The organism is Candidatus Tisiphia endosymbiont of Stenodema calcarata, assembly GCF_964030695.1.
In the GTDB taxonomy this organism is placed as follows: Bacteria; Pseudomonadota; Alphaproteobacteria; order Rickettsiales; family Rickettsiaceae; genus Tisiphia.
Map to the genome: position 1 here is coordinate 647,001 of NZ_OZ034911.1, position 14,987 is coordinate 661,987.

15 protein-coding genes are annotated in these 14,987 nt (G+C 32.8%); 5 read left to right on the forward strand and 10 right to left on the reverse strand.

The window, feature by feature from the left end; genetic code table 11:
• Positions 1–198: 198 nt before the first annotated feature.
• From ACQH1W_RS02980 to ubiG, 3 genes are all read right to left on the reverse strand, one after another.
• Positions 199–795: a DUF6314 family protein gene (locus ACQH1W_RS02980; protein WP_425361161.1), complete on the reverse strand. Its 597-nt coding sequence runs from the start codon at positions 793–795 to the stop codon at positions 199–201.
• On the reverse strand, positions 777–2,183 hold the full coding sequence (gene gltX, locus ACQH1W_RS02985) for a glutamate--tRNA ligase (protein WP_341763318.1): 1,407 nt from the start codon (positions 2,181–2,183) through the stop codon (positions 777–779). Before gltX ends, ACQH1W_RS02980 begins: the two co-directional genes overlap by 19 nt.
• A 223-nt stretch (positions 2,184–2,406) precedes the next feature.
• Complete coding sequence (gene ubiG, locus ACQH1W_RS02990) at positions 2,407–3,165, reverse strand: bifunctional 2-polyprenyl-6-hydroxyphenol methylase/3-demethylubiquinol 3-O-methyltransferase UbiG (protein ID WP_341763319.1); 759 nt, start codon at positions 3,163–3,165, stop codon at positions 2,407–2,409.
• Between the two features lie 96 nt (positions 3,166–3,261).
• Here ubiG and ACQH1W_RS02995 point away from each other — a divergent pair, with 96 nt between their 5' ends.
• A complete protein-coding gene (locus ACQH1W_RS02995) occupies positions 3,262–4,047 on the forward strand; it encodes a metal ABC transporter permease (RefSeq protein ID WP_341763320.1) in 786 nt (261 codons plus the stop codon).
• A 420-nt stretch (positions 4,048–4,467) separates the two neighbouring features.
• Here ACQH1W_RS02995 and ACQH1W_RS03000 read toward each other — a convergent pair whose 3' ends face one another.
• Both ACQH1W_RS03000 and mutM read right to left on the reverse strand, forming a co-directional pair.
• On the reverse strand, positions 4,468–5,535 hold the full coding sequence (locus ACQH1W_RS03000) for an SGNH/GDSL hydrolase family protein (RefSeq protein WP_341760943.1): 1,068 nt from the start codon (positions 5,533–5,535) through the stop codon (positions 4,468–4,470).
• A gap of 323 nt (positions 5,536–5,858) precedes the next feature.
• Positions 5,859–6,677 (reverse strand): bifunctional DNA-formamidopyrimidine glycosylase/DNA-(apurinic or apyrimidinic site) lyase, encoded by an 819-nt coding sequence (gene mutM, locus ACQH1W_RS03005; RefSeq protein WP_341763322.1) that lies wholly within the window; start codon positions 6,675–6,677, stop codon positions 5,859–5,861.
• A gap of 77 nt (positions 6,678–6,754) precedes the next feature.
• On the opposite strand from mutM, the gene ubiE reads away from it, so the two are divergent.
• The 4 genes from ubiE (at position 6,755) to ACQH1W_RS03025 (ending at position 10,308) form a co-directional block, all read left to right on the forward strand.
• Positions 6,755–7,519 (forward strand): bifunctional demethylmenaquinone methyltransferase/2-methoxy-6-polyprenyl-1,4-benzoquinol methylase UbiE, encoded by a 765-nt coding sequence (ubiE, locus tag ACQH1W_RS03010; protein ID WP_375333077.1) that lies wholly within the window; start codon positions 6,755–6,757, stop codon positions 7,517–7,519.
• A 113-nt stretch (positions 7,520–7,632) separates the two neighbouring features.
• Positions 7,633–8,742, forward strand: a complete 1,110-nt coding sequence (locus ACQH1W_RS03015) for a hypothetical protein (protein WP_425361162.1) — start codon at positions 7,633–7,635, stop codon at positions 8,740–8,742.
• Between the two features lie 47 nt (positions 8,743–8,789).
• Positions 8,790–9,449 carry a hypothetical protein gene (locus ACQH1W_RS03020; RefSeq protein WP_375333075.1) on the forward strand — a complete coding sequence of 220 codons (660 nt, stop codon included), beginning with the start codon at positions 8,790–8,792 and terminating at the stop codon, positions 9,447–9,449.
• A 124-nt stretch (positions 9,450–9,573) separates the two neighbouring features.
• Positions 9,574–10,308: an HD domain-containing protein gene (locus ACQH1W_RS03025; protein ID WP_375333074.1), complete on the forward strand. Its 735-nt coding sequence runs from the start codon at positions 9,574–9,576 to the stop codon at positions 10,306–10,308.
• Here the strand turns inward: ACQH1W_RS03025 and ACQH1W_RS03030 are convergent.
• The 5 genes from ACQH1W_RS03030 to ACQH1W_RS03050 form a co-directional block, all read right to left on the reverse strand.
• Positions 10,220–11,485 (reverse strand): MFS transporter, encoded by a 1,266-nt coding sequence (locus ACQH1W_RS03030; RefSeq protein WP_375333073.1) that lies wholly within the window; start codon positions 11,483–11,485, stop codon positions 10,220–10,222. The two genes, ACQH1W_RS03025 and ACQH1W_RS03030, sit on opposite strands and share 89 nt — an antisense overlap.
• A 495-nt stretch (positions 11,486–11,980) precedes the next feature.
• A complete protein-coding gene (locus ACQH1W_RS03035; RefSeq protein WP_375331140.1) occupies positions 11,981–12,241 on the reverse strand; it encodes a hypothetical protein in 261 nt (86 codons plus the stop codon).
• A 455-nt stretch (positions 12,242–12,696) separates the two neighbouring features.
• Positions 12,697–13,194: an NADH-quinone oxidoreductase subunit NuoE gene (gene nuoE, locus ACQH1W_RS03040; protein ID WP_342278518.1), complete on the reverse strand. Its 498-nt coding sequence runs from the start codon at positions 13,192–13,194 to the stop codon at positions 12,697–12,699.
• Entirely contained in the window at positions 13,191–14,366 is a 1,176-nt protein-coding gene (gene nuoD, locus ACQH1W_RS03045) for an NADH dehydrogenase (quinone) subunit D (protein WP_341747507.1), read from the reverse strand. The genes nuoE and nuoD overlap by 4 nt, the downstream gene beginning before the upstream one ends.
• Positions 14,367–14,463: 97 nt before the next feature.
• Entirely contained in the window at positions 14,464–14,973 is a 510-nt protein-coding gene (locus tag ACQH1W_RS03050; RefSeq protein ID WP_425361163.1) for a hypothetical protein, read from the reverse strand.
• Between the last annotated feature and the right edge of the window lie 14 nt (positions 14,974–14,987).

The following is a 14,987-nucleotide window of genomic DNA, read 5'->3' on the forward strand; positions in this document are numbered from 1 at the left end:
CCATGACTGCTGTGTTTAATTTGTTTATACATGTTCAATCATTACGCTCTTAAGTTGACGCCTATACGTCGCCGCTTGCAGCGGCTTCTCGCAATGACGATTTAAGCCTTACAACAGTGCTGCTTCGCAATGACGATTTTTTAACTTTCAACAGTTGTGGGGTGGGGGCATCGAAGGTACGGCAATGTTATATCGAATTCAGGATATTCTAGTAAAACTAGTTTTTATCGTATAGTTTTTGTTAGGACCTAAAACTTTATAACTCAGTTCAAAAGAATTCTTATTCAAGAATGTGTAATTAGCTTGATAAAAATCCAAATTGCATTGATGTGTACCTTTAGCCTGAACTTTATCCTGAAAAGGAGTATTAGAGATAAAATGTAATTGGTAAAATAAAGCATTGTTATTTTCATTAACAAAATATTTAACAATTTTGTTTTGCTCTATAGAGTATAGATACTCCTTAAAAGCTTTCACCCTATTGGTATTACCATAATATTCAACATCAAGCTCCTCTCTATATAATATACGTGAATGAGGTAAATATATATGTTCTTTATCTTCTATAAAGTAAGCGATTCCTTTAGCTGTACCATAATTGCCTAAAATTCTCGTAATAGCATATCTTCCAACTAGGTTGTGAAATATATTTAAGTGATTCTCTAAATTAGTTCTCGCAAATACTTGCTGGGAATTCGCGTACTCACGCACTTCATGTACGCCTAGTCTGCTCATCGCTTGTTTATTGTTCTCATTCATAGGATCATTTAAATCTATTAAATCATTTGAGTACATTTCAACCTAGCAATAGCATTTTCTTTACCAATTATGGCGATAATTTCAAAAATACTTGGGGAAGCAGTCATGCCTGTTATTAGAGATCTAATGGATTGCATGAGATCTGCAAGTTTAATATTATTATTCTTGGCTATTTCTTTAAATTTTATTTGAATTGACTCTTTATCAAAATTTTGTAAATTCTTTAATTCCTCAATAACTTGCTCTAGCAAATTTTTATCACAATTCTTGATTATCTCTTTGGCTTCCTCAGAGTAGATAATAGGAACGTTAATCAAGTAAATCTTGGCTAGTTCAGCTAATTCGACTAAATTTGTGCTTCTTATCTTCAAGTTTGGCATTGCTTGCTTAATATATTCTGTTTCTTCCGTGGTAATTTTATAAGTTTTTTGCAAACTCTCACAAATCATTTTTGTTAATAGCGTAGCATCAAGCTGACGTAGATAATGAGCGTTTAAATTATCCATTTTGGCAAAATCAAGACGAGCAGGTGATTTGCCAAGTCCTTCAAGGTCAAACCATTCTATAGCTTGTTGTCTTGAAATAATCTCATCATCTTTGTGACTCCATCCTAACCTTAGTAAATAATTACACAAGCTCTCGGGTAAATATCCCATATCTTGGTATGCTTTTATTCCAAGAGCTCCATGTCTTTTAGATAATTTTGCCCCGTCATCACCATGTATTAACGGTATATGTACCATATGTGGTACATGCCAACCAAAGGCTTGATAAAGTAGGATTTGGCGAGCAGCGTTAGTTAAATGGTCATCCCCCCTGATAATATGGGTAATCTGCATATCGTGGTCGTCCACTACTACCGCCAACATATAGGTGCTACTTCCATCACTACGTAACAGCACCATATCATCTAGGTGGGAGTTTTCAATAGTAACATCCCCTTGTAAAGCATCATGGATAGTTGTATAGCCAGTTCTTGGAGCTTTCAGCCTAATCACTGCTTTTGTGGATTGGTAACCTTTTGGAAAGCTAGAAGGATCAGCATCTCGCCAAGGGCTTTGAAATAAAAAATGTTGTTTATTGGCTATAGCATTATCTCGCTGTCGATCTATTTCTTCTTGAGGTGTAAAACAATAATAAGCTTTTCCTTCATCTAGTAATTTCAGAGCTGCTTTTTTGTATAAATCATTTCTTTTAGACTGAAAAACCACTTCATCATCCCAGTCTAAACCAAGCCATTTCAAACCGGAAAATATAGCATCTACTGCATCTTCGGTTGATCTTGTTTTATCAGTATCCTCAATTCGCAGTAAAAATTTGCCGTTATGGTGTTTGGCAAATAAATAATTAAACAATGCTGTCCTTGCCCCACCAATATGCAAGAAGCCAGTAGGGGAGGGGGCGAATCTAGTAATTATAGTCATAGTATTTCCTTTATAACCTCAGTTTTGGATTAAAATTAAAAATTTTAATCCAAAACTGGCTAGAATAATTTAAGTTCTTCAGAAAAATACATTCTTGAAGCGGCTGGTACGAATGCATTTTAATCTATTATCGATCAGGCGTGATAGCCGCTTTAAGCCTGATTGTTTACATTCTCATTCCAATTTCGGATTAATTTCATTAATCCGAAATTGAGGTTTAAAGTTAATTCAGAGCGAGTTCTGCAAGAGGTCTAGTTAAATAAGCAAAATAATTTACCTCTATATCATCACTCAACTGCCAACTGCTATTGACGATATTATAGGTTAAGCCCTTAAGCTCTTTAAGCTCTATGTTATTTTTACTAAACATAGAATAAATTTCAGATGGTTTAAGAAATTTACTATGGTCATGGGTTTTTTTTGGTATCCAACTAAGCACGTATTCTGCCATCAAAATAGCTAACATATAAGCTTTGACAGTACGGTTAATTGTTGAAATTATAATCATGCCATTTGGTTTTACTAAACTAGCTAGGTTTTTTACAAAATCACTAGGATTGTCTATATGTTCCATGACTTCTAAACATAGTACCACATCATACTGTTTGCTATTTGAGTATACTAATTCCTCAGCAGTTGATTTAAGATATTGTATATTCAAATTTCCTTCTTCAGCATGCTTCATCGCAATATCTATATTACTTTGTAGTGCATCTATGCCAGTGACTGTGCCATTTAGTTTACAGAGAGCAGAGGTAATTAACCCCCCGCCACATCCTACGTCTAAAATATCTAATTTTGAAGGTAGTACTATATCATCATCTATATTAAAATGACCTTTTATCTTATCTATTATGTAACCAAGGCGAATAGGATTTATTTGATGAAGAATTTTAAATTCTCCATCTTCCTGCCACCATCTGCTAGAAATTTTACTAAACTTTTCTAGTTCTATTTGATTAATAGAAGATTTTGTAGACATATTTCTTCACTGGTTATAGAATCCATTCCTAATATACCACAAAAATCATGAAGCACTAAGTGCTATTCTCAAATTATCTACCAAAAATCGTATAAAATGACTATAATAATATTAACTATAATTCTAATCAGTCTAATTTTTGCTCCTCTTGGTTGTATAAGCTTATGGAAAAAATATATTTATTTTGGTGATGGTCTTTCGCACGCAAGTTTACTTGCTGGAAGTATTAGTATCCTTGTCCATTTGCCTGTTGTTTATTCAGGACTAGTTGTTGCCATTATATTTGCTATCTTGGTGTTTACGTTAAAACATAGGTCAGGTGGTAGTAGCGTGGTAATGTTAATATCAAGTTTTATGTTATCTTTAGCCTTAGTAGTAGGTTATATGTACCCACTACAGATTAAGATCACTAACCTATTATTTGGCGATATTTTATCTGCCTCTTTAAATGATATATTAACCTTATCAATTATACTTATATTCGTTATTTCTTTCGTTTGGTATTTCTATAACCAGATTATTCTAATTGTCATTAATAGAGATATTGCTCAAATTAAGGGGGTGAAAGTAAGAACGATTGAATTGGCATTTTTGTTACTGTTATCTTTATCAGTATTCTCGACTATTAAGATTGTTGGGGCATTACTCGTTACTAGTATTTTGCTGATTCCAGCTATGACCGCTAGGATGATTTCTAGTAATCCAGCACAAATGATTATCAATTCAGTTATCGTAGCTTTAATTGTAGACTTCCTTGGCTTAGTAGTGTCATTATATCTTGACATACCAATTACCCCAATAATTACGGTAATAAACACCATAGTTTATTGTGTATTCTATATAATTTCACGGGCAAATAAAACAGGATTTTTTAGATTATAGTCCAGGGTAATTTATAAAGTCCTAACTAATGATAGAAAAGTTTGTTTTTTAAAATGCATAAATGTCTATTAGCGAGGAGCCGCAAAGCGGCGACGTGGCAATCCAAAAGTTGCAGTGGCAAAAAATAAAACAGCTGTTTATTTGGATCGCCACGCCACTTTGTGGCTCGCGATGACAACTATTTATTTCTATAATTTAGTATTTTCTATCATTAGTTAGGACTTTTAAACTGCTCTAGATTAAGAGGTTATCATAATTATATACTTAGGTAGAACTTCAAGAATTAAGATTCCCGTGACCAAAGATCGAATCTGCTCTGTTACTCATGTACGCTACGCCGCACGACTTTGCTACTGCCTAGCTCTTCTTGAAGTTATACTATCGTCTATCAACCCTTCATTTACGAACAGTATAACAAAATCATCTTGAGACAATAAAATTATATAACCTATCTCCTACAGTTTGATGTGGAAGCTTAGTTGGATGAAAAAAATCAAAAAATAAATATTGTAGAATTTTTTCTTCATTACAGCCACAGTTATATGCAGCATCTAATCGACCTTTCAATAATAATTCTAGCAAATCTATAAAATTTTGATGATCAGCAATATCTGTAACACAAGCCTGCTCAGTATTGTATCCTTTCTTTACATAATCACTAATTAAGCTCTTAAATATACTTTCAATATCAAATAATTTTATTTTAATCTTAGGAAATTTCCTATTGAAGTCTTTAATTGCCTCTACTAACTTTTGATTAAAATCTTGTGATAAATTAGTAGCTAGCTTTTGTAAATCTGTGTTAACAAACCTTGGGATTAAGCCAATATCTGGAACGTTAGCTATTACTATGTATTGTAGACTACTGTTTGTAGCTAAAAATTCAATAGCATTGCATATTTCTGTTATACTTTCATCAACTAATGCAGTCGGATTCTTATTAAAAAGAGCAGCCATAATATCATTGCCACCAATCATAACAAATAGTAAATCTTCTGTGCTAATATCGGGATGGTGTCTAACTAAAGTACGGACTTGGTTTTTTAACTGAAAGTAATTAAATAATAAAAAATCAGGCACAGCATCACCTTTAGAGGCTCTAGCATTGGAAACAGCATAATTAGTACCAATTTGTTCACTAAAATCATAATTTGTAGCTTTTATTCCCCCTTGCTTTATTAAATCGTCAAATGGTCTACCCAATTCTATAGATTTTTTCTCTAAGATCCAATGTTTTAATGCTGGAGTAATATTAAAACTCCACCCTGGTTTCATTGTTGTTCCTAACTTATCAGCTACATATTCTACTGCCATTGGACCATTGCTAAAAGATCGGGATTGATAAAATGGAGGGGCAAAATAAATCTTGTCAACCCACTTGAGAAAATGAAATTCTTCCTTTATTACATTTAATATACTATTCAAAGATCCAACAAATGCTCCATTATCAGATAAACTATCTCCTACAACATAAAAATTTTTATACATAAATGCCTCTTTATTCATGTTAATATTACATTATAACCACTTATAAATTGATTCACTGGTTAACTAATTATATTAGTGTAACATGTTTTCCGACCATGCACAAAAAAAATTATTGTTCTATGATTTTCAGGGCAGTTTAAAAGTCCCAACTAATGATATAAAATACTAAATTATAGAAATAAATAGTTGTCATCGTGAGCCACAAAGTGGCGTGGCGATCCAAATAAACAGCAATTATCTTTTTAAAAAACAAACTTTTCTATCATTAGTTGGGACTTTTAAACTGCCCTGTATCAACTCTTCATTTATGAGCGGTATAGCTCTCATTCTTGGCAAATAGAACAATAGAAACTAGTTCTACCGGATTGTTTTATTTTTCTTATTATTCCCTCGCAGTTTAGGCATTTTTGATTTTCTCGTGCATAAACCTGTAATTCTTGTTGGAAGTAACCAGGTTTACTATCACCGCTAACAAAATCTTTGAGAGTAGTACCTCCTGCTGATATTGCCTTTGTTAAAACATTTTTAATGGCTAATACCAAATTAGTTATTTCCTTGTTTGACAAACTACTACCCAGTCTGCTTGGGTGTATTTTAGCAATAAAAAGGCTTTCAGAAGCATATATATTACCAACACCGACAATAATCCGATTATCCATTAATAAATTTTTTATTGGAACAGAGCGATTCAATAATTTTGTTTTTAGATACTCATCAGACATATCATTTGACAAAGGTTCTACACCTAAATTTAGTAAAAATTTTTCTTGGGCGAGGTTTGTTGGCGTACTATAAATCATCCCGAAACGTCGTGGATCATTAAAAACTAATTTCTCGCAACTTGTCAAAGATATAACCACGTGATCATGCGTTTGTAGCCTATAATCACTAGGTTGTAAGGTCAGCCTACCAGTCATGCCAAGATGTACAATAATGGAATAATAATTATCCAAATCTATTAGCAAATATTTTGCCCTACGCCTTAAAGCTACAATTCTTGCTGACTCTACATTTGACTCTAACTGATCGCTTAGTTTATAGCGTATATCATCTCGTCTCTTATCGAGTTTATTGATGGTAGCCCCTACTATTCGCTGTTCTAGGCAACGTTTTAATGTTTCAACCTCAGGAAGTTCTGGCATTTTTACATTTTAATACTATTAATAATTCATAATATAACATAATATAACACATAAGCAACTTAGCACTAAGTAATAATATGCAAAATAATGATAACCAATCTGATCAAGTAAATTTTGGCTTCTCAAAAGTGAGCTTTGATCAAAAAAGAGATTTAGTTAAAGATATCTTTTCTAGTGTTGCTAATAAATATGATGTAATGAATGACTTAATGAGTTTGGGAGTACATCGTTTGTGGAAAGATGAATTTGTTAGGCAAATCCCCAATTTAAAATCAAATATATTGGATGTGGCAAGTGGTACAGGTGACATAGCTTTTAAAATAATAAAGCGAGCATCGGTAAAAAATGTATTAGTGCAGCTGACGATGTGTGATATAAATCATGATATGCTGGAGGTAGCACGTCACAAAGCTATTGATAGTAATATATTACAGGGATTAGAGTATGTCGTTGCTGATGCAGAAAGCTTACCTTTTCCTGATAATAGTTTTGATTATTATACTATAGCATTTGGTATTAGGAATGTGGCAAAAATTGACAATGCCCTAAAAGAAGCATATCGAGTACTAAAGCCTGGGGGTAAATTTTTATGTTTAGAATTTTCTAAAATGGAATACGATTGTCTGAAGCAATTATACCAGTTTTATTCGTTTAATATTATTCCTAAGATTGGTAAAATTATAGCAAATAACGAATCAGCTTATCAATATTTGGTGGAAAGTATTAATGTATTCCCAGATCAGGAGAGTTTTGCAATTATGCTAAAGGATGTCGGCTTTACTGATGTTAGTTATAAGAATCTTACTTTAGGTGTTGCTGCTATTCATAGTGCTTATAAATAAAAACAATAGTAGAAAATTAATAATAGTTACACTTTAAGAATGCTTGACTAATAATTTAGTATTAGTTTTAATAATAAAATAGTTAACCAAACCATAACATGGTGAAATATAAAATGACCAATGATTTAGATAATGATGCTTCTAAGAGGAATTTCATTAAAAAAGAGTATGAAAAACTTGAGGGGAGGGTACGTAATGCTACTTCAAGGACGCAATTAGCTTTGATTATAGCTGATGCTGGTAGTTTAGCTTTAATGGCTAGTCAGTTAGGGATAGATATTGGAATACTGGAATTAATAGCAACTGCAGTAAGTAAAACTCTTTATTATGAAACAACTGAGCAAATCCAAGTTGTGGATTTTAATGAAGGCATAAGATTAGCAAAAGAACAAGAAAGAATTGATAGAGAGCATAAAGTTCAAGGCATTTATAAAGCTTTTGATTCTTTTTATGATGATTCTCTTAATAGACAAAGGAAAGATAATGAAAGTTTACACGAAATCTTTGAAGCTACAAAAGCAGGTCGGAAACTTACTGAGGAAGAAAAGCAGAAATTCAGCAAAACACCTGAACAAATAAAAGAAGAAAACGCTCGTATTAAACACATGCGGCTAACTAAAAAGCTAGCTAAAATAGAACGAGAACATCACTCTAATGAAATAAAGAAAATTGAGGAATGTGAGGAGCAAGTTAAGCATTTATCAGAAGATCACCCGGAAAGAGTCTTGTTGGCTAATCAGAAAAAACATCATGAAGGTTACCGTAATTTAGTTAATAAGAAAATAGATCAGTACAAAGCATACAAGCAAGGAATAAAACAACATGCTTACAATATTTGTCTTAATAAAGAGTTAGCTGAGAACAATAGATGTAACGAAGATGCGGCACAATTTTGGGAAGAAGTATTTCATAAGATATACGATGTTACTCCAGAGGAAATGGCTAAAAAGTTAACTCCAACGGAAAAACAGCCCCAAACTTTTATTACTTTGCTACCTTCGAAAGCTAGAAGTGCATTATCGTCAGAAAACCTAGCCGTTCTAGCATCTCAACAAGAGTTAGATACAAAACAAATAATTTCTGATTATAAGTTAGAGAAACATATGGGAATATTAAGTGCTAAAGAAAATAAGGACACTCAATTACAAAGAATGAATTCTATAAATCTTAATACCCCAAAGACTAAAGATCCTAGCAAAGGTATAGGTGGAAGAGATTGGTAATATTATAGCAGAATTAAAATATTTAAAGATAAATAATAGGTAGTATTATGGCAAAATCACCATCACAAAATAAACTCACGTCTGAACATCATCACCGTTGGGGAGAGTATTATTATGGATTAGCTGCTGACATGGAAGATCAGGATGCACCACAAAGCAAAATAGATGCAAGTTGGAAAATGGCTGCTATGGAATTTTGGTTTGCATTAACTTTAGGTAGTGAAAAAGCTCCTCTCTCCTTGTTTAAATGTTTTAGACAAGGTGTTGGTGTAGAGAAAGATCCTTATATGAGAGATCTCATGTATGGTGCAGCATTACAACTTACACCTCAGGACTGTGCTGATAAGGTCAAACCTGAAAATAAACCAATAATTGCTAAATCTATGCAACCTAAAATCGATGCACTAGTAAAATTAGTAAAACAAACTCGTGATCAGTTGCCAGTTGAGGGAGTGGATGTAAAAGTATTTAATGAGCAACTAACTAAGTTCAACCACGCCATCAAACTACCATCCGGCAAGTCACTACAGAGTTGTTTTATTGAGAAAAGTGCTAAAGCTACTTCTAAAGAAAAAGATTTAAAGTCCAAAGCATTAGAATTAACAAAGAATCTGTCAAATCAGAATAAACCAATCACAACTACTATGAACCATGTACCTAGAAAGGCTACTAAATCTTCATCTAGAATTGGTTGCATTATATCATAAATATGTAATTTATACAACAAGATTAGAAAATATGCATCTTTTTAAAAATAAAAAGCAGTAAATGCTTTAAGTAATCAGAATTTTAGTTTATTATAACTTTATAATTAAAATATCATGGTTTCTTATGGAAGATGTTAATAACTATTGGGATAATTCAAAATACCAGTATTGTGCATATGCTGAGAGGTTGCTTAATGAATTAATTTCGCTCAATGAAAAAGTAAAGCAACCAATAAACATGTATGAAGTCAAAAAAGGTATCTACTATGCTAAAAAATATCATGGCAGTCAGATGAGGCAGTCCGGTGAACCGTATTACTCGCATCCGATTGAAGTGGCTTATATGCTTGCCCAGTACACAGCCCTAGAAATTCCACGATTGTTTAGAACCGACATGATTGTGACTGCGTTACTACACGACACGATTGAGGATACACAACTGACCGAAAAGATGATTGCCTATATTTTTGGTAGGCAAGTGGCTAGTCAAGTGCAAGACCTGACAAGAATTAAAATAGATAGAAAAATTAGTGCAGTAGAGACTGTAAACTTACTATTCTCTCAATATAAAAAGGATGTATTACACATCAAATTATTTGATAGATTACATAATTTGAGAACTATTAGTGCTAAGTCTCCTGAGAAAATTAAAAAGATAGTAGAAGAGACTTTGGCTTACTTCATACCTCTTTCTATATACCTTGGAGTCAATAAAATAACAGAAGAATTAGAGAAATTATGTTTAACGGCTTTAATCAGTAATAACTTACTTAATTTAGATATTTTTGAGGATAATTCCCTACTTCTTTCTCTAGGTTTCCAAAATGATTTAATCCAAATGCAAAACCTAAAATTGTAGGAACTATTACAATTAATATACCATAATTTCCAAAATAATTTGTTAAATAAACAAGTCCGAATGATGTTATCACATATATAAAAGCCCGAGACAAGGCATATAAGAAACTTGCATAAGTAAAACGCTTAAATACTGGGAAATGTTTATAGAAAATAGGCATAGCAGAAGAGTATGAAAGTGAAAACATAATAGTTACTAGTTGAAGTATAAGTAAATCAGATGGAGAATTTAAATTATTTAATAAATAAGGAAATATTAAGACGATAATAGAAAATATTATTAATTTAACTTTCAGAAGAATTAATGGATATATGTAACAACTTAAATAAGTCCATATTATAAAGCTCAAAACTTGTACTATAGAGATAATAAAATTATGATCTACTATTTGTTCACCACTATAACCAAAAGAACTTTTAAGAATATTGCTACAATGAAAGTAAATAAAATAAAAACATACTGGCCATGCACATTGAATTAAAAACAAAGAAATGGAAGATTTTATTTTAACCTTTTCTTGTACAATTGGATTGGACTCTATTGAGTCATGGTTAAACCCAGCTTTTTTAATAATATTTTTTACTCTACTTTTTGCATTTGCAAAATCAGGTGTTTCTCTAAGTTTAGTTCTAGCAATAGAACCTACTAATGCAATTCCTGCTCCAGCCCAAAAAGCATAACGCCAATTAAAATTTTGTTTAATAGCAAGAGATGCAACTCCTAAGGCAGCAAACCCTCCTAAACTAGAAAATATAGTGATCATAGATACAGCAGGATATTGTACTGGTGGTTTTGTTATTTCAGTAACGTATATTTCAGCTCCTATTACTTCACCCATTGAAGACATACCTTGAACCATACGGCATATAGTAACCAGTATAGAAGCGGTAATACCAATTTCTGCATACGTTGGAAGAGTAGCCATTACAACACAAGAAATAGACATCATAGTAGTTGTTACGACTACGGTAACCTTACGACCAATATTATCCCCTATCCAACCAAATATTAAAGCTCCTAATGGTCTTAAAACGTAAGTAGAACAAAAAGCTAAGGCAGTATTCAAAGAAGCCGTCAAGGAGTTAGAAGATTGAAAAAACAATTCATTTAACAATATCGCCATATGAACATAAAGCATCAGATCAAAATATTCTAGGAAAGTCCCTATTGAAAGCAATCCAACAGCTTCTTTTTGTTCTTTCGTTAGGCTTCTTTGCTCTTCTGGTATCCTATCATTTATTCACCTTTAATATATTTATTAATACTAATAGATATTGAAGTATTTGGTTAATTAATAGCAAGAAAAAATAATACAGAAAATTGAAATAATAAATCTTGGTTGTAACAATATCACGGTTCTATAAACAAATTAGAAGGGGGAAAAAAGATATTGCTAACCATCTGAGGTTAAAGAGATATTGGCTGTCAAAAGTGCATGACATGTTAGTAAATTATTAAAATAAAATACTAACATTGTTGTTATGTGGATCGAATGATTTAAAGAATTGGCTTCGCAAATACTTGCGAGGAATTTGCGTATTCACGTAAGTTGATCTACACTTGGTCGCTCACCCACTGTTTTTATTGTCCCTATTCTTCAAATCTTCGAGTATATTTGCCCTTGAATTCGATATAAGAATTGAGATTATACTTATTATAGATATATCTACCGCTATAAATCTCGTTTATGTTTATCAATCTCTAGGATATCATCATTTTCTAGCCCTTGTTCTATTGCATGTTTTTCAAACATTGATTGCATCATACTAATATCTTGAAAATTTTCTAGATACTCTTCTAGTTTATCAAGCTCAGTCATACAGCTATTCTTATCGCCCTGTTTAAGATGTAATTTGGCTGATTCTACTAGTTGCTGTAATGTACCTAAAACATCCAATTTCATTAGCTCCTTCAGAATCACATTGCGTAGCATAAATACACCTCTTTAATTATATATCATATTTCTTATGCTATGCTAAGTAGTTTAGATGTCAACAATTTAATTTCTATTGTAATAAATAATTATCTTTAAAGAGTGAAAGTTTAAACCAGTAGTGATATTGTTCAAGAATTCATTATTTCAATTTTCGATATTATTTTTTTTGATATACTCAAATGATTTGAAGAATTGGATTTGAAAATGAATGGTGAGCATGCTAGGTATACATATAGTATAATTACGCATGCGAATCCATGATATTTTCAAAAAACAAGTCTTCAAATCATTTGAGTATATCAATTAACCAAATCATTAATATCTACAACACTAGATATCTTTGGCAAACTTGCTTATGCACAAGGATTTAAAGAAGCCACGGAATCTTGACCCACAGCGTACTCAAATGTATGTGAGGAGCAGAGGTAGCACGAATAAATTACCAGCAGAAGTCAGGTGAGGCTATCAATTAAATCAGCCATTTTTTTTTCATCTAAGTCCTCAAAGAAATCATCATTAATTTGTACAACTGGTGCATTGACACAAGCTCCCAAACATTCAACTTCTGTAAGGCTAAATTTTTTATCACTTGTTAGTTCACCAAAGTTAATACCAAGTTTTTTTTTACAAATAGTTACAATTTTATCGCTACCCCTTAGCCAACAAGGAGTAGTCCCACAAATTTGTATATGATATCGTCCTACTGGCTTTAGATTAAACATGGTATAAAATGTTGCAACTTCATATGCTCGGATGAAAGGTAAATTTAGAAAATTTGCTACATACTCTATGCAGCCTCTTGGTAACCAACCATTCATTTGGCGTTGTGCAAGGTCAAGTAATGGCAGAATAGCACTCTTTTGTTTGTTTTCAGGATATTTCTTAATGATATTCTGGGCTTTTTTTAAGTTCTCATCATTAAAACTGAAATTTAGTGGTTCATCATTCATCGATCAATTTCTCCAAAAACAATATCAAGACTGGCAATAATAGTTACCACATCTGCCATCAAATGTCCTTTTGACATGAAATCTAGACCTTGGAGATGGGCAAACCCAGGGGCTTTAATCCGACATCTATAAGGTCTGTTTGTTCCATCAGAGTATAAATACACACCAAACTCGCCTTTTGGTGCTTCAACAAATTTATATATTTCGCCTTTTGGCACATCATATCCTTCAGTGTAAAGTTTAAAATGATTAATCATGGCTTCCATTGATTCTTTCATTTTTTCTCTTGAGGGTGGTGCAATTCTAGGATCATCAGTTTTAATAGCACCCTTTGGCATTTTTTCAAGACATTGCTGTATAATTTTAAGTGATTGGTACATTTCTTCAATACGAACCAAATACCTATCATAACAGTCACCAGATTTACCAATTGGTATATCAAAATCTAGCTCATCATATACATCATACGGGGTAGCTTTTCTAAGATCCCATGCGATGCCTGAGCCTCTAAGCATTGGGCCAGAAAACCCCCAATCCATAGCTTCTTTTTGACTTACTACTCCGATATCTACTAAGCGTTGTTTCCAAATTCTATTGTCATTTAACAGAGTCTCGACGTCTTCTAATTTTTTTGAGAATTGCTGAACAAAAATATTTATATCTTCTAGTATACCATTTGGTAAGTCTTGTGCAACACCACCAGGTCTAAAATAATTTGCATGCATTCTAGAGCCGGAGACACGCTCATAAAATTCCATAATTTTTTCGCGTTCCTCAAATAACCATAATAGAGGGGTAGTAGCACCAACATCTAGGGCTTGTGTTGTTATATTCAGTATGTGGTTAAGGATACGAGTAAGCTCAGAAAACATCACTCGAATAAACCCCGCTCGTCTTGGCACATTGCAGCCAAGCAATCCTTCAACTGCTAAAGCAAAAGCGTGTTCTTGGCACATTGGCGATACGTAATCTAACCGATCAAAATATGGTATAGCTTGTAGGTATGTTTTATGCTCAATTAATTTTTCAGTACCACGATGCAGCAATCCAATATGTGGGTCTGCTTTATTGATAACCTCACCATCCATTTCTAAAATTAATCTTAATACCCCATGGGTAGCTGGATGTTGTGGACCAAAATTTAATACAACACTTTTATTATTATCACCCACCTTGTTTTAGACCCCGGCAATTGTTAATTTTAATCGAGTATATACCAAAATTTTTGTCCACTAAGTAAAAAAATTATATAATATTAAAATAATAGTATTATTTTTCCATGTCCTCTATTAAAGCTTGCTCTCCATCATTGAGATTTTTTGGAGAATAAACTTTGTGGCTCTTTGTATCTTTTTTTTCGATAGAAGGCAATTCATAGTGAGGGGGAACTTCTAAGGTTTTATTGCGTTGTACCCTATACTCATCAGGACCAGGTGTCACTATACCTATTGTTTCTTTTACTTTTTTATTGCAGGCAGACAGTGTTACTAAGGTAGTAAATAACAAAAAAATTATACGCATATACCCTTCGCCTTTCAAGTGTTGGCGTTGTGGCACGATGGGACTTCGCGTACTCACGTAGGTTTGACTACGCTCCGTTCGCTTGCCACTCGTACGCCTAGCCAACTCTTGAAATTCATCTTGTATACTCTTTTGCTTTAAAGAATTGGTTTCTGTAAATATTATCGGGGAATTCGCGTACTCACATACCTTATTGTACTGCTTGTGCTCGCTCACCCCTTGTTTGTTTCCCCCATGCTGCAAATCATTTAAGTACATATATATCAATCCTC

Excerpts from the sequence above, each read along its gene's own strand:
- ACQH1W_RS02980 (WP_425361161.1), bottom strand. The coding sequence starts at position 795 with ATGTACTCAAATGATTTAATAGATTTAAATGATCCTATGAATGAGAAC.
- gltX (WP_341763318.1), bottom strand. The coding sequence starts at position 2,183 with ATGACTATAATTACTAGATTCGCCCCCTCCCCTACTGGCTTCTTGCAT.
- ubiG (WP_341763319.1), bottom strand. The coding sequence starts at position 3,165 with ATGTCTACAAAATCTTCTATTAATCAAATAGAACTAGAAAAGTTTAGT.
- ACQH1W_RS02995 (WP_341763320.1), top strand. The coding sequence starts at position 3,262 with ATGACTATAATAATATTAACTATAATTCTAATCAGTCTAATTTTTGCT.
- ACQH1W_RS03000 (WP_341760943.1), bottom strand. The coding sequence starts at position 5,535 with ATGTATAAAAATTTTTATGTTGTAGGAGATAGTTTATCTGATAATGGA.
- mutM (WP_341763322.1), bottom strand. The coding sequence starts at position 6,677 with ATGCCAGAACTTCCTGAGGTTGAAACATTAAAACGTTGCCTAGAACAG.
- ubiE (WP_375333077.1), top strand. The coding sequence starts at position 6,755 with ATGCAAAATAATGATAACCAATCTGATCAAGTAAATTTTGGCTTCTCA.
- ACQH1W_RS03015 (WP_425361162.1), top strand. The coding sequence starts at position 7,633 with ATGACCAATGATTTAGATAATGATGCTTCTAAGAGGAATTTCATTAAA.
- ACQH1W_RS03020 (WP_375333075.1), top strand. The coding sequence starts at position 8,790 with ATGGCAAAATCACCATCACAAAATAAACTCACGTCTGAACATCATCAC.
- ACQH1W_RS03025 (WP_375333074.1), top strand. The coding sequence starts at position 9,574 with ATGGAAGATGTTAATAACTATTGGGATAATTCAAAATACCAGTATTGT.
- ACQH1W_RS03035 (WP_375331140.1), bottom strand. The coding sequence starts at position 12,241 with ATGCTACGCAATGTGATTCTGAAGGAGCTAATGAAATTGGATGTTTTA.
- nuoE (WP_342278518.1), bottom strand. The coding sequence starts at position 13,194 with ATGAATGATGAACCACTAAATTTCAGTTTTAATGATGAGAACTTAAAA.
- ACQH1W_RS03050 (WP_425361163.1), bottom strand. The coding sequence starts at position 14,973 with ATGTACTTAAATGATTTGCAGCATGGGGGAAACAAACAAGGGGTGAGC.